The sequence below is a fragment of the Shewanella corallii genome (assembly GCF_023349125.1).
GTDB classification, from domain to species: domain Bacteria; phylum Pseudomonadota; class Gammaproteobacteria; order Enterobacterales; family Shewanellaceae; genus Shewanella; species Shewanella corallii.
Window position 1 is genome coordinate 102,217 of sequence record NZ_JAKIKT010000004.1, and the last position, 17,362, is coordinate 119,578.

Genomic DNA, 17,362 nt, shown 5'->3' on the forward strand with positions numbered 1-17,362 from the left:
ATGGCCGACAGCTGACCTCCCTGTTCCAGCTTCAATCCAAACCGGACATTCATAGGTAAACACTCAGGCATTGCAAAGCCCTGATGCTTTATCCGGAATTCCAACAAGCGAACAGATGAAGAAAAATATGGAATATCGTCTCCCTCTGGAACAGATGCAGCAAAATGTCGCGTCCCACCCTGACAAAGTTTGGTTGAATCAACCCGTTAACCGCAAATGGACCAGCTACACCTGGAAACAGGCCGATACTCAGGCCCGCATAATCGCCAGCGCTTTGCATGCCAATGGACTGCAACCCGGTGACAAGGTCGCCATCATAGGCAAAAACTCTGCCGAGTGGTTTATCTGTGATTTTGCCATCATGATGGCAGGCCTTATCAGTGTTCCGATTTATCCCACAGCCGGAGCCGATAACATCCGCTATGTGCTTGAGCACAGCGGTGCCAAGGCAATATTTGTGGGCAAAATGGATAATATTCAGGCCCTGGAAGAAGCACTGCCACAGGAGCTTCTCAGTATCGCCTTCCCTTATCCCACTCTAGCTTGCAAAGCTAACTGGCTAGAGTGGCTGGAGCAATATCCACCCATTGAAGAGCTACCCACCCCAGGACCAGATGACCTGTTTTCCATTATCTACACCTCCGGCAGTACAGGTCTGGCAAAAGGCGTACTCCTGACTCAAAGAAATGTAGCTTCATCCGCCAAAGCAGCTGCCAACCTGCTGGTTACTCGCAAAGAGGGCAGGTTCATGTCCTATCTGCCACTGGCACACATCACCGAGCGTTGTGTGGTGGAGTTGCCATCAGTCTACAGCCCCAGTGGGATTTACTTTACCGAGTCACTGGATACCTTTATCGAAGATGTCCAGTACGCCAGGCCTACCAGCTTTATCTCGGTGCCCAGATTGTGGACTAAGTTTCAGTCGCAAATTTTGTCCCGGGTTCCCAACAACAAGCTGCAGTTCCTGCTCAAGTTGCCGCTGATCGGCAAGTTGGTCGCCAAAAAAATCCGAACCGCACTGGGTCTGCAGGAAGCCGACCTGTTTGGATCAGGTAGTGCCCCCATCTCTCCGGACGTGCTGCACTGGTTCAATGGTTTGGGGATCAGCATAGGGGAAGGTTGGGGCATGACAGAAACATCCGGCCTCTCCTGCTGCAATATTCCCTTTGAACTCGCCCATGTGGGTACTATCGGCACGCCACAAAGCTGCGTGGAAATGCGCCTGTCTGAAGCGGGTGAAGTACTGATTAAGGGGGACGCGGTGTTTACCTCTTACTACAACAACCCGGAAGCCACAGCAGAAGCATTTGAAGATGGCTGGTTTAAAACCGGGGATAAAGGGGAAATCACGGTCGACGGTGCCTGGAAAATTGTTGGCAGAGTCAAAGAGCAATTTAAAACCAGCAAGGGGAAATATGTGGCTCCCGTTCCCATCGAGTCCAGTTTGGGGCGCGACGCAGACATAGAGCAGGTTTGTGTAATGGGCTCGGGTCGCAAGCAACCTATCGCCCTGATTGTGCTGGGTGAAGGCGCATCCACTGACAGGCAGGAGCTGCAAAATCAACTATCAGCAACTCTGGCATCCGTTAACACCGAGCTGGAGTCCCACCAAAAACTGGATCACCTTATCGTGACTCGCGAGCCCTGGACCATAGAAAATGAAATGCTGACGCCAACGCTCAAGTTAAAGCGTGATCAACTTGAAAAGAAATATGGGCACTTTCTGACTACAGGATTAAAACAGTCCATTGTCTGGGAAGAAGATATTAGCTGATATGATATCTCCTGAATAAAAGGCCGGTTATCCGGCCTTTTATTTTTCTGACTTGTATTATTTAATTATCGCTATCTACTAAGACTAAAAAATAGATTAACAGTAAAGAGCTACTTATTTTTAAATACCTACAAAAATATAAACCAGTATCTTAAATCCAACTATATGGTATCCAATGCAGATATAAAACATTAATAATCAATCAACTAGATGCAAATTAAAAATAAATTTAAACGTTTGATTGAAAACACCAATCAGCTCAGGTAAGTTCAAATAAAAAACAAAACAGCAATATTCTATTTCAATGCCTATTGGCATATTCCGGGCCTAAATTCATTCGGATTTGTCTTTCACAGGGACTTGCTATGAATACCTTGCTGCTGCGCGCGGATAATTTATCCAAATTATCAGTGAAGAAACATAATGTCGCTTTTGCGCATTTTGATTGGCCTGACTCTATCCCCCATGATACCTGGTGGCAGTCACCGGATCTGTTGACACCTGCACTGACAGATAAACTTCAGAATTACAACCAACAAGAGTTGATGGAACTTTCCCGTTGGGAGTGTATTAATTCATTTAGCCTTAATTACACCGGCGAGTTGGAACTCATTCAGGAGGTCAGCCGTATTCTGGATAAGGTGAAACTGGATGAGGCCAGAGAATATCTGTTTCATCTTATCGACGAAGAAAACCAGCACATGTGGTACTTCCGCAAGTTTTGCCTGGACTATGCCGGAAAGGTCTACCCCAACAAAAAGTTCCAACTGGAGAAAGCCAGCCTCACTCCTGCTCAGGACCATTTCCTGGTGTTTGCCCGGATCCTCATCTTCGAAGAAGTTGGCCATTACTTTAACGTTCAGAACGCCAGAGATGACAGAGTCCATCCCTTTATCCGGGAGATCAATCAGGAACACTACCGTGATGAGTCCCGCCATATCGCCTACGGCAGACAGGTACTGGAGCACCTGGCAGCAGACGCATTGGCGGAGGAAGGCAGCGACCGGTTATTGGCGGCGCAGCTGGACAAGTCAATCGCCATCAATATCGGAGCGCTCTATAACCCAGCGGCCTATCGCGACGCTGGTCTTCAAAAAGGGATGCAGATCCGTGATGCCCTGCTGAGCGATCCTGCACGAATTGACTTCCATGAGACCAAATTGCTGGGCAATTTCAAGCGCCTGATGGAGCGTATTGGCATCCCCCTTTCCTGATTATTTAAAGGCTGACTAATGGACACAGAAGAGCAGAAATTTTCTGAGCTGTGCGAGTGGCTCAGATTAAAAGTGAAGTGGCAGGACAGTATTCCACTCGAACTGGATCTGATTGAAAACAAGGTCGTTAACTCCCTTATTTTCGTGGAGTTTTTAATGATGCTTGAAGAAAGCACCGGCCTGGAAATCATCATTGATGACACGCTGCAGCCCAAAGTTGCTTCCCTTGCTGCAGTCAAAACTCATTTTTTTAATCAGTGAGCAAAATTATGGACAATGCAAATCAATCCAGGGGCATGCTGGATATTTTGAAACTTCCCCTTTATGACAAGGGCGATGCCATTTTTATAACCGGTGCCACAGGGTTTCTCGGCGGCCATTACCTCTATTGGAAACTCCATACCCAGGGCAAAGTGTACGTCCTTGCCAGAGGAGAAGATGATGCCCAGGCCCGAGCCAGAGTCTGTGCCAACCTGTCGGCCTGTGCCCACAGCTACAATCTGCCTGATATTCCCGAATCAATACTGAGTGAACGTCTGATCTGCGTGCGCGGGGATCTGAAACAACCCGGACTGGGCCTGGAGCCATCCCAGTTGCAGAACCTGATGCAAGCCGGGATCTGTGAAATTTGGCACTTTGCTGCCAGCCTGTCTTTTCGATGGGAAGACAAGGACAAAATAGACGCGACCAATATCCGGGGCACAGAGCATCTGCTCACCCTCTGCAGCCAAATCGCAGCCAAACGTTTTATCTATATTTCTACCGCCTACACAGCTGGTAAACAGAGCGGAATAATCCCGGAGGCGCTGCACAGCGACAGCCTGGGGTTCACCAATTATTATGAACAAAGCAAATGGGCAGCAGAACAACTGATCAGCAGTTACACCCAAGCCAGAGGTATTGACTGCACCATAGTCCGCCCCGCCATTATTCTGGGGCCAGAATTAACCCAGTGCAGCGGCGGCACCCGCTTTGGCCTCTATGGTCTGTTCCAGGAAATGCACCAGATGCGCGATACCCTGTCTCAAGTGAAGCGCAAGCTCAGATTAGTTGGACATCCAGAGGCTGTGGGCAACTTTATTCCTGTGGACCAGGTGGTGCTGGATCTGCTCTACCTAAGATCAATCAACTTTGGTGATCAGCAGGTTTACCACTCAGTTAACTCTCGGGATATCAAGGTGTTTGATGTCATCAAGCTGTGTGAGCAGCACAATGACCTCGACTGCATGGAGCTGGTCGTCGAACGTCAGGGGAAAGTCTCATCCTTTGAATCTCTGTTTGACAGTAAAACCCGCTTTTACGAGGGCTATTACGGCACCATCAAGCGGTTTGAACGGGCGCTCCCACCCCATAAACCCATGACGCTGTCCAGCATAGAGAACTTTATTCGTCTGTTCGCCGATGAGTTGGATGCCCAGGCCAAAGGCCAACAAATGCGTCGCCATCAAATCAGCAGTTGGGATGATGAGGTACTGACAGTCCACAGTCTGGGCTCACCGGACAATCCCGCCATCATTATCGCCAACGCCTATGGTATGCCGGTGGATTTTGTTACCCCATTGGCACGCAGGCTGAGTAAATCCCACTTCGTACTCACCTGGGATACCCGTTGGGTACCGGCACTGACCAGAGAGTTTGAAGCGGATAAATGCAACTCACTGACCCACGCCAAAGATGTGATTGCCATTATGGATGAGTTCGGTCTGCCAACAGCCGCGATTACAGGGTGGAGCAGTGGCGTTCAGACCTGTCTGCGAGCCCTGCATGAATATCCCCATAGACTGAGCTGCGGAATCTTACTCAATGGCGGCGTTTCACTTCGTCAGCCAGATCTGCCAGTGAGTCAGTTCGAAGAGAATCTTAAGTCTCTGCTGCCCAAAATCAGCGCCAACCGCCGAATGGCAGAGTTCTATTGCCAGTTAATCTACGGCAATCTCGATGCCGATAAAGCGGATGAAAAGGCCATCGACTCAGTGCTCACCAGTACAGATCCTCATCTGCTCTATATGACCAGTATGCCGTTTCGCAATGCAGAGTCTTTGTATCGGTATGCCAACATGATGCACACCATGTTCAACGAGCGGGAAGATGCCTTTACCCGGGGTATCAAGGCCCCGGTGATGGTACTGGGCTGTGAGCAGGATGAGGTCACTCATCCCGAACTCGCCAGAGCGCTGGCCCACCGTCTGCCCAGAGGAGAGCTGGTTATGCTCAGCGACGCCGGCCACTTCGCCCAATACTATGATGCCGGAATTGCTAAGATGCTGGCGGAGTTTGCGATACGCAGCCAGCCTCACAACGAGCAGATACTATGTCAGAACTGACCCAGGCGCTGCGACTCTGTGCCCAGCGCTATGCCGAGCGGCCAGCGCTGTGGGCAAGCAGTCGTCACTACAGCTACAGCGATCTGTTTTCCAGTGCAGAAAGCACGGCCGCGAGACTGCAGCGGATGCAACCGGAAAACGGCGTACTGGTACTGGCAAAAAAGAGCTTCGAAGGTTTCAGCGCCATACTGGCATGCTTTCTCTCGGGCGCAACATATATTCCTCTCAATGACAGTTTCCCCGACAGCAAACTGGCCAGCATAGTGCAGCGCAGTGGCACTACTATGCTGCTGGTCGACCCAGAGTGTGCCGACAGGCTGCAGAGTCTGCTGCCCCATATCGATGCGTCGCTTAAGATAATCTGCAGTGAACATATAGAGCTCGATACAGGGAATCACAGTCTGATATCCCTGGGCAGCCTGCCGGGGATGGGACTGTTCTCCCAGGCAGGCCCGGCACCCGAGGTCAGCCCGGCATACCTGATGTTTACCTCAGGTAGCACAGGTCAGCCAAAGGGAGTGCCCATATCTGAGCAGAACCTGCTGAACTATCTGAATCATATCCACAGACTTTATGACTTCAACGAGTACGACAGACACAGTCAGTTTTTCGAGTTCACCTTCGATCTCTCCATCCATGACTTACTGGTGTGCTGGACCTCCGGCGGATGCTTGTACGCCGCTGATGAGTTCGCCCGCTTAATGCCGATCCATTTCGCCCGCAAGCACCGGCTGACAGTCTGGTTCTCTGTCCCCTCGCTGATAAGCCATGCTCAGGCAGTCTTAAAACAACAGTTCCATCAGCTGTCACTGCCCTCCCTGCGTTACACCCTGCTGTGCGGCGAGGCTCTGCCTGCACGCCTGGCACTCGATTGGTTGACGCTGGCGCCCAATACTCTGATGGATAATTTGTATGGTCCGACTGAAGCCACCATTGCCTTCACCCGCCAGAGAGTGAATCAGGTGGCCCATAGTCAGCTTCAAATTGTGCCTATCGGCAAACCCTTCGGTGCTAACCGGGTCGAGGTGGTCGACGAAAATAACCAGCCAGTGGCAGATGGGGAGACGGGGCAGCTGGCATTAATCGGCCCTCAGATTGCAACCGGCTATTGGCGGGATGACACCACCACGGCAAAGAGTTTTATCAAATTGCAGGCAGCAAACCTGGACCCATGCACAGCTTACCTGACAGGAGATCTGGTACACAAAGACGAAGTCGGAGACCTGCACTTCCACGGCAGAATGGATCATCAAATCAAAATCAGGGGCTACCGGGTTGAGCTACAGGAGATTGAAACAGCAATTTCCAGAATCACAGATATTGCCAGGATAACGGTGACACCTTATCCACTGGGAGAAGACGGAGAAGTGTTGGGCTTGATTGCCTTTTATCTGGATACAAGGTTAACTGAACTGCAAGTATTGAATTGCTGTCGCCAACAACTGCCTGACTATATGGTTCCGGACCGAGCCTGTTGCCTGACAGAGTTTCCCCTCAACGCCAATGGCAAAACCGACCGCCACGCCCTGCTGACAATTGCCCGGGAGATGGATCAGACCCATGACATCTGAAAAGGCCTGCATTCTGTGCCAAATCAACCGTGATAAGTTGCCTCACTATGAGCTATTGAGCGACTCAGACTTTAAAGTGGTACTGGATATCAACCCCATCACCGCCGGGCATCTGCTGATTATCAGCCGCAGCCACCAGGCTCATCTGGGTAGCCTTCCACCTGAAGAAAGCCGCGAGCTGTTGGCGCTCACCAACCAGTTAAGCACAGTGATTACCCGCGTCATGCCGGATATTACTGATACCAATATCATCATCAACAATGGGCCCGCGTCAGGTCAGCATATCGCTCACGTTCATGTGCATATTATTCCGAGACGCAAAGGCGATACCCTGAGCTTTTACTGGCGTCTGTTCACCCGCTTTATCAACCCCTTTAGTTCAATGGGAAAGGCAGCATCTTTGCTTAAGGTGCAGCAAATGTGGCTGGAGTCGGAAGCACTCAACAGAGACTAGGGTCTAGTTTCGAATGATGACACTATCTTGTCTATACAAGATTGCGGTCTTGTGCGCCACAACCCATAGCTGATGGGGATAACCTGAACGCCGGCACGCCTCAGAATACTGTAGCTATTGAGTTCAAAAAACTGCTCCCAGGGGCCGGGGTAACCAATCAGGTCCAACGCCAGATAGCGACCATGTTGGCGGCACAGAATATCGATTTCAGTGCCTGCGACTTCGTAGCCGGTCCAGGTCTCTACACCTCTTTCCCTTAAGGCATCCACCACCGCCAGCTGAAACTCATCCACCAGCTCATTTTGACTGTGACTGGCAGCAAAGTCGGATACTGAATCCAGATAGCGTCTGACTAGAGCTGTGGCTGGCAGCAAAGCGGCATCAAAAGAGATAAACAGGTGTTGCTGCTCTCTCGCACGGGTAATGGCTACATTAAAGACGTCTTCCCGGTTTAAATATATGGCAGCACGTTTGGCACTGTTATCCAGACCAAAGGAGAGCAACATAATATCCCGCTCCTCTCCCTGAAAACCAAATGGCGTCGCGGCCCGCAACTGATACTTCAATTGCTGAGAGGGAGAAAACTGCTCGCCGATTGCATCATTCAACGCGTCAGCCTGAGCCCGAAATGGCGACAGTAACCCGATGGATTTCACCACATCCCGGGATTCACAATCCTCAATCAGCTCACTGAGTTTACTGATAACGGCATTAACCTCGATCTGATTAACGCCTTTGGCATCACGTTCACCACCAACTGAATGCAGATGCAGGTGACCACTGCTGGTGCAGGGCTTATGCTGCATAACTCTGAGTTTGCCCTGATAGAAGGTCTGATTGCTGAAGTGGATCAGCTCAGGCGCGCTGCGGAAATGCTCATCCAGAAATGCCACCTGTTGCTGCGACACCAGCTCATCTGAAAACAGATCGAGTATTGAGGCATTGCGATAGCTGGTGATACCAGCCATGGAGGGAGTCACACTATGCAGAGATTGCAGTTCCTGCTCTTTGGCTCTGGATAAAAAAGAGATATGTCGTAGTTGCTTGCCATCGCCGACCACCAGCGCATGCCGGGCCCGAAACAAGGCAGGAAGAGCGCTGGTGATGTTGCTCTGGGTAGCTTCATCAAATATCACCAAATCAAACAGTTCCCGCTGCAAAGGCAACACTCTGTGCAGGGTATTCAAGCTCACCAGCCAAACCGGAAACGCTTGCTGCAACACCTGATAATCCAGGTTGGCAAACAGTTCAAATTGCCTCTGGGAACTGCGGGATCGAATGGCTTTATTAAATGTGTTGAGGTGGCTTCGGTCATTATCCAGCAGCTTTTGTACCTGCTCAGATTTGGCCGCCTGCAAAAATGCCGCAGCCAGGCTCTCTTTGCTGACCAGTTTCTTGTTGTACTCCTCCAACACCTGCCATTCCTGCTGCAGCCTGGCCATCGACTGCCCAAACAGCGCAAGATAAAGTGCTTTTAACCACGCAGGGCCTGAGCTTTCCAAACGCTGCAACCTTTGTCCGCGTCGTATCGCCTGACCCAAACGTTTCAGCAAGCTGCGTTCATCTTTTGCCAGGGTGCGGTTAATACTCTCCAGCTGGCTTTCCAGCTCAGTGGCTGAGCGCTCATGCTCATGTTGGACCATGCCGCTGAGCAAGCCGTCGATATAATCCTTGAGTTGTTTAAGAAAGGCCTTTTGCCCCGCCCTTAAACAGATATCACCAAGGCCAAACTGGGCCTTGAGCTTGTCACTAATTACATCAAGGGCGTGTTCATTATTGGCCACCACCAGCACCGTCTTCCCTCTCGCCATATGCTCTGCAGCCACGGCTGCGATAGTATAGCTTTTCCCCGTACCCGGCGGACCAACAACCAACCCAAGATGCTGATTCGCAGCTATCTCCAATACCTGTTGTTGCGCATGGGATAAAAGACAGGGCAGGTAGCGGCTTTTGGGCGTGACTTTTGGAGATTGGGGACCAGCTCGCCCCGTCAGGCACAGCAAGGGGTTAGACAATTCAGCCGCATTTTCCATTGAGGCGAGCTCATGCAATATGCCTCTGCTGCTCAACGGGCGCTCGATCAGTACCAGAGCCGAAGCAGGCAATACGGTCAAAGTGTTCGCCCTGGCTTTACGCTTCAGTTGTTCCAGCCCCACCAATCTGGGAAAGGACAATAGTTCCAACGCTTCCAACTCATGTTGACTGTGCTTTTTCAGCAAGGCGGTCCATGTGGCAGCACTCTCGGGCGCGGTAATGGATGCAAGCAGCTCGGCAGCAGATTCCTCAGGCAACAGCATCCTGAGTAAAGGCTCATTCAGGCTCAGTCCTGCCTCTTTAAAGCTGGCAAACCACTCATTGCTATCCTGTTCCAACAGCGCTTCACTGTATACTAGGGGACTGAACAGGGCTCTCCTCTCGCCATTATCTTCAACCTTACCCACCACAAAGTGAGAGACATACAGCAACACCCTTTCTCTTTGATATCGCTCGACCCTTTGCGACATCAGCTCGGTCTCATCCGGGGCCAGAGCCTGTCTGGGCAGAAAGCCTGTCAGCAGTTGATCTTCACCCTCAATAAACAGGCAGTCGGTTTTGGCAAGCTTGCTGAGATTCCACAGGTTAAGGTCAACACAGTCCTCCCTGTAACAGTCACGATAGTAGCCAAGAAAAGCGTTAATTGGAGTTGGTTGCACAATCAACGCCCCTCGGAGAGTGGAATAGCATAAGTGGCAACAGCATGAGCAACCGGCTCAGTCTTACCTTCAGAGTAAATTGTCACTTCGCCGACGATTTGAGTCTTACCCACTTTCAGCAAGCTACAATTGGCGAGAATATCTCTATCGGCAGCAGGCTTACTCAGGAAATTGATGTTCAGATTGGTGGTTACCGCCATAGCAACCAGGCCAATTTCCCCCAGAATCGCGACATAAAGAGCAGCATCAGCAACCTCCATCAACAAAGGGCCTGACACCGTGCCACCTGGCCGCAAATGCTCAAAGCCTATCTGCTTTCTGATCTGCGCATGGCGATTGCCTACCGCTTCAATGCTGAAGTTGGCTTGGGGAAACTCTTCCCTGAAAAACTGCTCAAGCGCCTGCTTATCTGCCATTTGACGTTATCCATTCCTGTTTTGCTTTTTGTCGGCTCAAGTTACCACAGCAGGCTCAAGGCACAACAGGTTGGCTGCCATCAAAAAACCTCTACTTTTGGATAATACAACCTCAGCGATTGCCCGATTTTCGCCACAATTGATCACAGGTCTGCCCCCCTATCTGCGATCCCCTTTGATTCAATACATCACTACGATTTAACAACAGGGAAGACTTATGGGAGACATCATATTTGGGCTGCTGGCACTGGTACTGTTGGCAGGATTGGGTTTTGGCGCATTTGTGCTGGTCAAGATGGGGCTGAAACGCATGTATGGTCAATCAGATGACCCGGTTCATGAGGCCCGCAGTTCACTCATACTCAAAAGCACACTGGCGGTTATGCTTTGTCTGTTGGCGATTGTGCCCCTGACCATGGTCAGGGATATGACCACTGAACGTGAAGGACTGTATAAAAATGTGGTTTACGAAATGGGTCATACCTGGGGCAGCAAACAGCAACTGGCAGGTCCGGTGCTGGTGCTGCCCTATCAATATGTGGTGATTACCAAGGGTACCAACAGGGATGGGGAACCACGGGAAACCAGAACGTTAATGCGCGATGAACTGCTGATTTTGCCAAAGCAGTTAAACATAGACGCCAAACTGACTCACGACTTCAGGGACCGTGGTATATACCGCTCTTTGGTCTATCGCAGCAATATCACAGGCCAGGCAAAATTTGATTTTGAACTGCCTCAGCTCCCCAACCTGGAAGCCTTTGATTTTGAGTCAGCACGCCTGGTATTTGGACTGTCAGCCAATAAATCTATCGATACCGTGGAGAGCTTCGATGTCAGCGGGGAAGGACTTGAGCCCCAGGACAGCCTGCAGTCAGGTACAGGACTCGCCACGCCTGCATTAAGTCGAGGATTCCATCGCCCTCTGGCAGGAATGACAGGGGCAGCCCCGTTTACTTTGGATTTCAAAATGCAGTTGCGGGGCTCACAGGGCATCAGTTTCCTGCCTCTGGGAGAAAGCTCAGTATTCGAGTTAACCACTGACTGGCCGCATCCCAGCTTCAACGGTATTTTGCCCACCGCCAGGAATATAGATGAGCAGGGATTCTCAGCTTCCTGGGACATCACTCACCTGAGCCGTAACTATCCACAGATTTTCCGGGATTCCAGCGGCAAGAATCTGGATGAGGCCAATGCCGGAACCCAGCTGTTCGAGCCAGCAACCCATTACGGCAAGATAGACCGCGCAATGAAATATGGTCTGCTGTTTGTCGCTCTGACTTTTATCGTGTTGCTGATGTTTGAGCTGGGCCAGGGACAGCGCCTGTCTCCACTGCAATACATGATGGTAGGCGCCGCAATGACCCTCTTTTACCTGTTACTGCTGGCCCTGTCTGAGCATCTGAGCTTCGCCATCGCTTATATGGCGGCGGCCAGCGTGCCCGTGCTGAGCATTCCCTCCTATGTTGCCAGCGCCACCGGCAGTCGCAATAAAGGCGTTGTTATGTTGGCCATGCTGTTGGGTCTGTATGCCCTGCTGTTTTCAATTCTGCGGCTGGAAGACTATGCATTGCTGATGGGCAGCGGCCTGTTGGTCGCAGTATTGCTGACACTCATGTATCTCACCCGGCGTCAGTCTGCCGCCGGGTAACCCATCCTATCCCTTGCCTTTGGTTGTGTTGAAGGCGCCGGCATCCCCTTTGGAATGCCGGCTTTTTTCTCTCCAAAGTTAACACCTTGTTAATTTCGACCATCCAGATACAATCACAAAAATCAGTTTTATACGCCAAACAACAAAGACTTCCCGGCGTATTGCACCAAAATAAGGCCTTTATGGGACATAATAATAAGAAAACCTTTATCAACTGGGCGGTGCTGTTTATCGCCTTTATGTTACTGCAACCTGTATGGTCCCTGCTGTTTCAACTGCCCCAATCCCTCTATGTGTTTACCGCTCTGGGAGATATGTGGAAATTCTACGATTTGAACGAATATGGCAGACCTATCGCCGGACTGGTCAATACTGTGGTTGTGGTAATGCTGTACCTGCCAAAGTTCAGAAAACCGGCACTGATACTGGCAATGCTCCTTATAATTATGGCCCTGATTGGCCACGCAATGGTGGGAATACAACTCCCCACCTTTGGCGAGGCAGTGACCAGTGTGTATGGCATGATTCAAACCGGCGATCACTGGCAAGCAATAGATGAGGCACGCCGCAATGGATTCAGTCGCAATATGGTACTGCTGTCACCGTCGGGCTATGAACTGTATGTCCCCGAAGGCTACGACAACGGCCTGTCCGCCATTCTCTATCTGGTCGCCCTGATACTCGCCGCGTCAGTGCTTAATGCATTGCGTAGCACTGTCCAATCCCAGCCTCCAACACAAGAGGAGCAAACCCAATGAGCAAAAATAAAAGCCAATAGACTGTTCAGGGTATTGAAGAGATCAAATGGCATTGCTATCAGCCGGCTGTTTAGTGGGATTTTCATTCTGGGGAATAATACCTGGGGGAAGAGTAAAACAGCCCGGACTGAGCTAACTCAATCTGGGCTGCTTGCAATTACATGACTGAAATCAGGAAGCGAAATTTTTCCGCAGATAATGGATGATATCGTCCGATTCATACATCCATTCAACCTTGCCATTGCCGTGATCTATCCTGAGACAGGGCACCATACTGCGTCCCCCTTCCTGCACCAGCGTCTGATAGGCAGAGCGATCATCATCAACATCCACCAGCGCAATATCCAGGTTCATGGTTTTCATCGCCTCACGCACTTTTCTGCAAAATGGGCAGTATGCTTTGTGATACAGGCTGAGATCGTTCAAATCAGGCATAGGGATTCCTTTTTAGTAGTTATGATTGGATTTGACAGAAATTTGGAATATCAGACCAAGCTAACATGATTTTTATGACATAAAAGCAAAGAGTTCATCAATTCTCAGCAAACCATAGCCGCCATACTCAGGTAAACCTGAAACCACATACCGCATCTTCAATTCACCATCGCCGGACACATCAAAGATAATCACCTGCCCCTGATTACCCACCAGCTGATAGAGCAAGGTACCGTCATGGTTAAGGGTAATATCACTCAGGAATCGCTCTTCACTGTCATCTTTAAAAGCCAATAACTCCTTTAGCTACACTGTCACTGACTCACCAACAGAGAAACTCGAAATGTTGTCAGCGCCTCGGAGTTGAAGCACCCAACCCATCACGACCGAAATTCCAGCCTGGCCATACCGGTCTGCATGGGTAGCAATAAACCTAAAGGGGAATCCAATTTGCCTGAACACCACAAAGACGCAATAACAGCGCAATGACAATCAAACTCGCACAAACCGCTTAAATAAAATAAGTTGAGCTAACCAATGAAAATTGAATCGTTAGAAATATGCTGCTGATAATTTCAATAATATTGATTGCTGCACTGGGATATCTGGCTCAGTCTGTTGGCCTGTGTATGGTGCGGGGAGTGAGGGAAGCATCTAACGGCAGGCCAATGTTTTTAATAGCGATTATTTTCAGCGGCACACTTTCCTGGATATCAATATTAGTTGCGCAGCATCTGCAGATGCAAACCCCGTTTATCTCATTCAATCTCTCACTATGGGCAGTATTGGGCGGCCTGATATTTGGAATTGGCTCTGCCATCAATAATGGCTGTGGTGTCTCCACTATCAGCCGTTTGGCTCGTGGACATCTGGCCATGGCGGTGACTATCTGCGGCTGGTTGATGGGCTGGTTTCTGCTGGCAATGTTTGGCCCTGATATCCAGCCAGAACCTTTCGCTTTAACTGAAAGCAGGCATCTCGCGGGATTAGGGCTGCTAACGTGGGGGATAGTGGTTCTCAATATCAAAATAACACCTCGCAATCGTAAAGTTTGGCTAAGCATGCTCTTGATTGGTCTGATGGCCAGCATAGTCTTCCTGGCGGAGCCACACTGGACGCCCAGCGCCCTGCTTAGAGATATGAGCAGCTCACTGAGTGGAAACCGCAGCTGGCCTGAAACAAGTCGGTTCGCGCTGTTTCTGGCACTCCTGGGCGGCATGCTATTGGCCGCCTTCAAAGCCAGAAACTTCAAACTCCGCTATATCAACGGCAGACAGGCGGTTAAGCATCTGGCCGCTGGCGTTATGATGGGCATTGGAGCTGCGGTTGCCAGCGGCGGCAACGATACTCAACTGCTGTTGGCGTTGCCCTCGCTCTCACCGGCAGGCATGACTACAGTTTTCTTTATCCTTTTGGGCATCTATTTGGGCAGAAGACTGATTTCAGAGCGCTAACCCTAAGACTAAACGACTATTTTTCACAGCCAACGCCTTTCAGAAACAGACTTTAGCCCAATGTGATTGCACTGGAGTTCCTGCAATATTGGCACTGTCAGGACATGTATGTTCAATCAGAACTTAAGGCGGACAGGATGTACGACATTAATCAACTTGAGTACAAAAGCGCAGGCTTATGTCCCACTTATGTGGCCCATCGTATCCTCAACCTCGATGAATACTTCTCCGTCTTTCAGGCACTTGCCAACAAACACCCGGAAGCTCGAATTCTCTGTACTCTGGACGACCAAAACCAGGCTGACTACACCAGTGGTCACTGTATCGACGCCAATGACCTTGATGAAATTTTACAGTCTGACTTAACGCAAATAGACAGGCTCAAATGGCAGGAAGAAGGGGTGACGCTGGAGCAATGGCTGGATCCTGACTACCCGGTTTACGACAAACTGAACTACCAGTTTTACTATCAGGCCAGTCACTTCCCTTTTCGGCTGCGCAACATTGAAAGCAAGGTGGATATGGAGGCCGGATTCAGCCGTTTTAATGAACGCAGTGGCGGCTTTTGGATGGATGAAACCCTGTATACCCTGAGCGAACTAAAGAATAATTATCGGGAGGACGACAACTCTCCGGCACTGGACAGTCGCAACCCGCCCGAATTTTCCGTGGTGCCGGTAGCACACGCCTATCAAACAATCGCCTGCTCACCTCAAAACTACTGGGCCGATGCACTCAAACCATACGATATCTATTACATAGCCAGATACCTTGAAGACAACTTCGATATTCAGTTGGTTGCCATAGGCGCATCATTCATGGGTTTTTGGATTCCACAGCGACTCACTCAAGCCCAAAACTCTGCCATCGCAGCCACTATTATGAAGGTATACCACAAGGGGATCGCAGAAGGTTACGAGGCCAATCTGGCAGAGCAGATCAGCCAACGCCTTAATGAAGAGCAGGTGTTCTTTTTAATTCACACCTGAGCATTTCGTATAAACAAAAAGCCCGTAAGCACACTCAGGTCAGCTGCTTGAGCTTGTGCTCCACCAGAGGATCATCCGGCACCAGTTGCTGCGCAACTTCCAACAGTTGAATCGCATCCTGCGGGAACTCATCCTGATGCTTAAGGGCAATCTCAATCAAGGGCTGTACATCAATCTGAGCCTGATGCTCCTGTACATGCGCCTCTTTCTCATCAATCAGAATATTGTGAGCCTTACTCAGCAAGCCCAAACGGTGCATTGAGTTGGCATTAGCTTTATTGAGACTCTGGTAGTAGTCCTCTTTAAAGCGCAGGGTTTTGGTTTGCTGGCGGAACTGGGCGATATCTATCTGCTGATGCTGCAAAAAATCCACAGCCACTTGCTTATAAAAGCCAAACTTATTCAGGTAACTGGCGTGAGTACCATGGCCCATACCAAACACTCTCAGGTGGGTCAGCTGCGGATAACGCTTAGCGTGCATGCGATCGATATGGTTGGTCGGGTCATAGATGATATAGCCCTTTGCATCACCCAGATCCAGGTCATGGTAGTCACCCTGCCAATCAAACTGCTGGGCCAAATCCGTACTTGATCTATCATCCCAGGGCACTAAATCTTTGTTCTTGGTGCTCACCGGGTGGAATAACAACACCTGATCCAGCTTAAGCAGTTTGGCAAAAGCACCAATGGCAAAACCGCCCCGGCTCAGGCCATAACCCAGCTTGCACTCGAATGGCTCCAGCAGCGTGGATAATTGTTCGAGGAAGAAGATTAAATTGCGACTGCGGAACCAATTGCTTTTACCCAGGTGCTGGAAGGCAATAATGTTCACTTTCTGCTTTTGGGCCAAATGATAGCCCCAAGGGGCAAAATCCGGGTGTAAATCCTGCTCCTGAACATTAGTTCCGGCCGGGGAAAAGGTGAACAGCAAAGGTTTATTCAAATCAACAAACTCATACTTAACAAAGACATCGTCAAGCAGATCGTCTCCCGACATAGGGAGCATTTGCTGTTGCTCTGAACGCGAGTGAGTTAACCACTCGTCTAACCAATACAATAATTTCATCTTACCCACCCTTGAAAACAACCGCGGAATTGTATCAAAGATAGCCGTTTGACGAAAATTTGGTTCGAATAGTGATAATTTCAACTGGAACCATTTTAATACACAGAGGCTTCACCGGTTTCGGCTCATCACTGAAAAGAATCATCAACAACAACTTACATACCCAGACAGGCGATTAGGCCTGAGCATGCTCAGACCTTCAATTGGCCAATTAGAGTTCTTGAGGGGATTAATTACGACAAAGGCCACAGGTATCCCAGTCGAAAAAGCAGGGCCATGAACAGCCATCACAGTTGCATATACCACATGAATTGCTCTCCAAAACTCCTCCAACGACTGACTCCAGCAGAGCCTCTTCAATCAGCTCAAATTTATCTTTGCTTTCCATTTTCTACTCCTGACAATATTGATAAATAACAGATAGGGGAAACGTGCCCCGTCGATCACTATTCAGCACCAGGAGATCACACTTAAACAGGGCTTAGTCGGGAGGAATTAAGGAAGTAGCGGGGAAATTCAAGAGGCAGAATCTAACTACAATCACTTGTTACAAAAATACTTTT

At 49.8% G+C, this 17,362-nt stretch carries 16 protein-coding genes; 10 read left to right on the forward strand and 6 right to left on the reverse strand.

The window, feature by feature from the left end; all coding sequences use genetic code 11:
- Positions 1-127 precede the first annotated feature (127 nt).
- The 6 genes from L2725_RS12000 (at position 128) to L2725_RS12025 (ending at position 7,337) form a co-directional block, all read left to right on the forward strand.
- The gene (locus L2725_RS12000) at positions 128-1,774 is read left to right on the forward strand and encodes an AMP-binding protein (RefSeq protein ID WP_249249168.1); all 1,647 of its coding nucleotides are present in this window, start codon (positions 128-130) and stop codon (positions 1,772-1,774) included.
- 365 nt (positions 1,775-2,139) lie between these two features.
- On the forward strand, positions 2,140-2,988 hold the full coding sequence (locus tag L2725_RS12005; RefSeq protein WP_249249169.1) for a diiron oxygenase: 849 nt from the start codon (positions 2,140-2,142) through the stop codon (positions 2,986-2,988).
- Between the two features lie 18 nt (positions 2,989-3,006).
- Positions 3,007-3,249: a hypothetical protein gene (locus L2725_RS12010; protein ID WP_115137620.1), complete on the forward strand. Its 243-nt coding sequence runs from the start codon at positions 3,007-3,009 to the stop codon at positions 3,247-3,249.
- An 8-nt stretch (positions 3,250-3,257) separates the two neighbouring features.
- Positions 3,258-5,312, forward strand: a complete 2,055-nt coding sequence (locus L2725_RS12015; protein ID WP_249249170.1) for an alpha/beta fold hydrolase — start codon at positions 3,258-3,260, stop codon at positions 5,310-5,312.
- Positions 5,300-6,883: an amino acid adenylation domain-containing protein gene (locus L2725_RS12020; RefSeq protein ID WP_249249171.1), complete on the forward strand. Its 1,584-nt coding sequence runs from the start codon at positions 5,300-5,302 to the stop codon at positions 6,881-6,883. The genes L2725_RS12015 and L2725_RS12020 overlap by 13 nt, the downstream gene beginning before the upstream one ends.
- Positions 6,873-7,337 (forward strand): HIT family protein, encoded by a 465-nt coding sequence (locus tag L2725_RS12025; RefSeq protein WP_249249173.1) that lies wholly within the window; start codon positions 6,873-6,875, stop codon positions 7,335-7,337. The genes L2725_RS12020 and L2725_RS12025 overlap by 11 nt, the downstream gene beginning before the upstream one ends.
- On the opposite strand, the gene L2725_RS12030 is transcribed toward L2725_RS12025, so the two are convergent.
- Positions 7,334-10,030 (reverse strand): DEAD/DEAH box helicase, encoded by a 2,697-nt coding sequence (locus L2725_RS12030; protein ID WP_249249174.1) that lies wholly within the window; start codon positions 10,028-10,030, stop codon positions 7,334-7,336. The two genes, L2725_RS12025 and L2725_RS12030, sit on opposite strands and share 4 nt — an antisense overlap.
- Before the next feature lie 2 nt (positions 10,031-10,032).
- Positions 10,033-10,446: a PaaI family thioesterase gene (locus L2725_RS12035; protein ID WP_249249175.1), complete on the reverse strand. Its 414-nt coding sequence runs from the start codon at positions 10,444-10,446 to the stop codon at positions 10,033-10,035.
- 217 nt (positions 10,447-10,663) lie between these two features.
- On the opposite strand from L2725_RS12035, the gene creD reads away from it, so the two are divergent.
- Together creD and L2725_RS12045 are read left to right on the forward strand one after the other, a co-directional pair.
- The gene (gene creD, locus L2725_RS12040) at positions 10,664-12,097 is read left to right on the forward strand and encodes a cell envelope integrity protein CreD (RefSeq protein WP_249249176.1); all 1,434 of its coding nucleotides are present in this window, start codon (positions 10,664-10,666) and stop codon (positions 12,095-12,097) included.
- A 182-nt stretch (positions 12,098-12,279) separates the two neighbouring features.
- On the forward strand, positions 12,280-12,855 hold the full coding sequence (locus L2725_RS12045; RefSeq protein ID WP_249249177.1) for a hypothetical protein: 576 nt from the start codon (positions 12,280-12,282) through the stop codon (positions 12,853-12,855).
- A gap of 171 nt (positions 12,856-13,026) precedes the next feature.
- Here L2725_RS12045 and L2725_RS12050 read toward each other — a convergent pair whose 3' ends face one another.
- Together L2725_RS12050 and L2725_RS12055 are read right to left on the reverse strand one after the other, a co-directional pair.
- Positions 13,027-13,290, reverse strand: coding sequence for a glutaredoxin family protein (locus tag L2725_RS12050; RefSeq protein ID WP_249249178.1), 264 nt, complete (start codon positions 13,288-13,290; stop codon positions 13,027-13,029).
- 72 nt (positions 13,291-13,362) lie between these two features.
- Positions 13,363-13,584, reverse strand: a complete 222-nt coding sequence (locus L2725_RS12055; RefSeq protein WP_249249179.1) for a hypothetical protein — start codon at positions 13,582-13,584, stop codon at positions 13,363-13,365.
- A 266-nt stretch (positions 13,585-13,850) separates the two neighbouring features.
- Here L2725_RS12055 and L2725_RS12060 point away from each other — a divergent pair, with 266 nt between their 5' ends.
- Together L2725_RS12060 and L2725_RS12065 are read left to right on the forward strand one after the other, a co-directional pair.
- Complete coding sequence (locus L2725_RS12060; RefSeq protein ID WP_249249180.1) at positions 13,851-14,744, forward strand: YeeE/YedE thiosulfate transporter family protein; 894 nt, start codon at positions 13,851-13,853, stop codon at positions 14,742-14,744.
- A gap of 137 nt (positions 14,745-14,881) precedes the next feature.
- A complete protein-coding gene (locus L2725_RS12065) occupies positions 14,882-15,733 on the forward strand; it encodes a DUF4253 domain-containing protein (protein ID WP_249249181.1) in 852 nt (283 codons plus the stop codon).
- Between the two features lie 34 nt (positions 15,734-15,767).
- On the opposite strand, the gene L2725_RS12070 is transcribed toward L2725_RS12065, so the two are convergent.
- Complete coding sequence (locus L2725_RS12070) at positions 15,768-16,799, reverse strand: cytosolic protein (protein WP_248936593.1); 1,032 nt, start codon at positions 16,797-16,799, stop codon at positions 15,768-15,770.
- 229 nt (positions 16,800-17,028) lie between these two features.
- The gene (locus L2725_RS12075; RefSeq protein ID WP_162807211.1) at positions 17,029-17,187 is read right to left on the reverse strand and encodes a hypothetical protein; all 159 of its coding nucleotides are present in this window, start codon (positions 17,185-17,187) and stop codon (positions 17,029-17,031) included.
- Positions 17,188-17,362 lie beyond the last annotated feature (175 nt).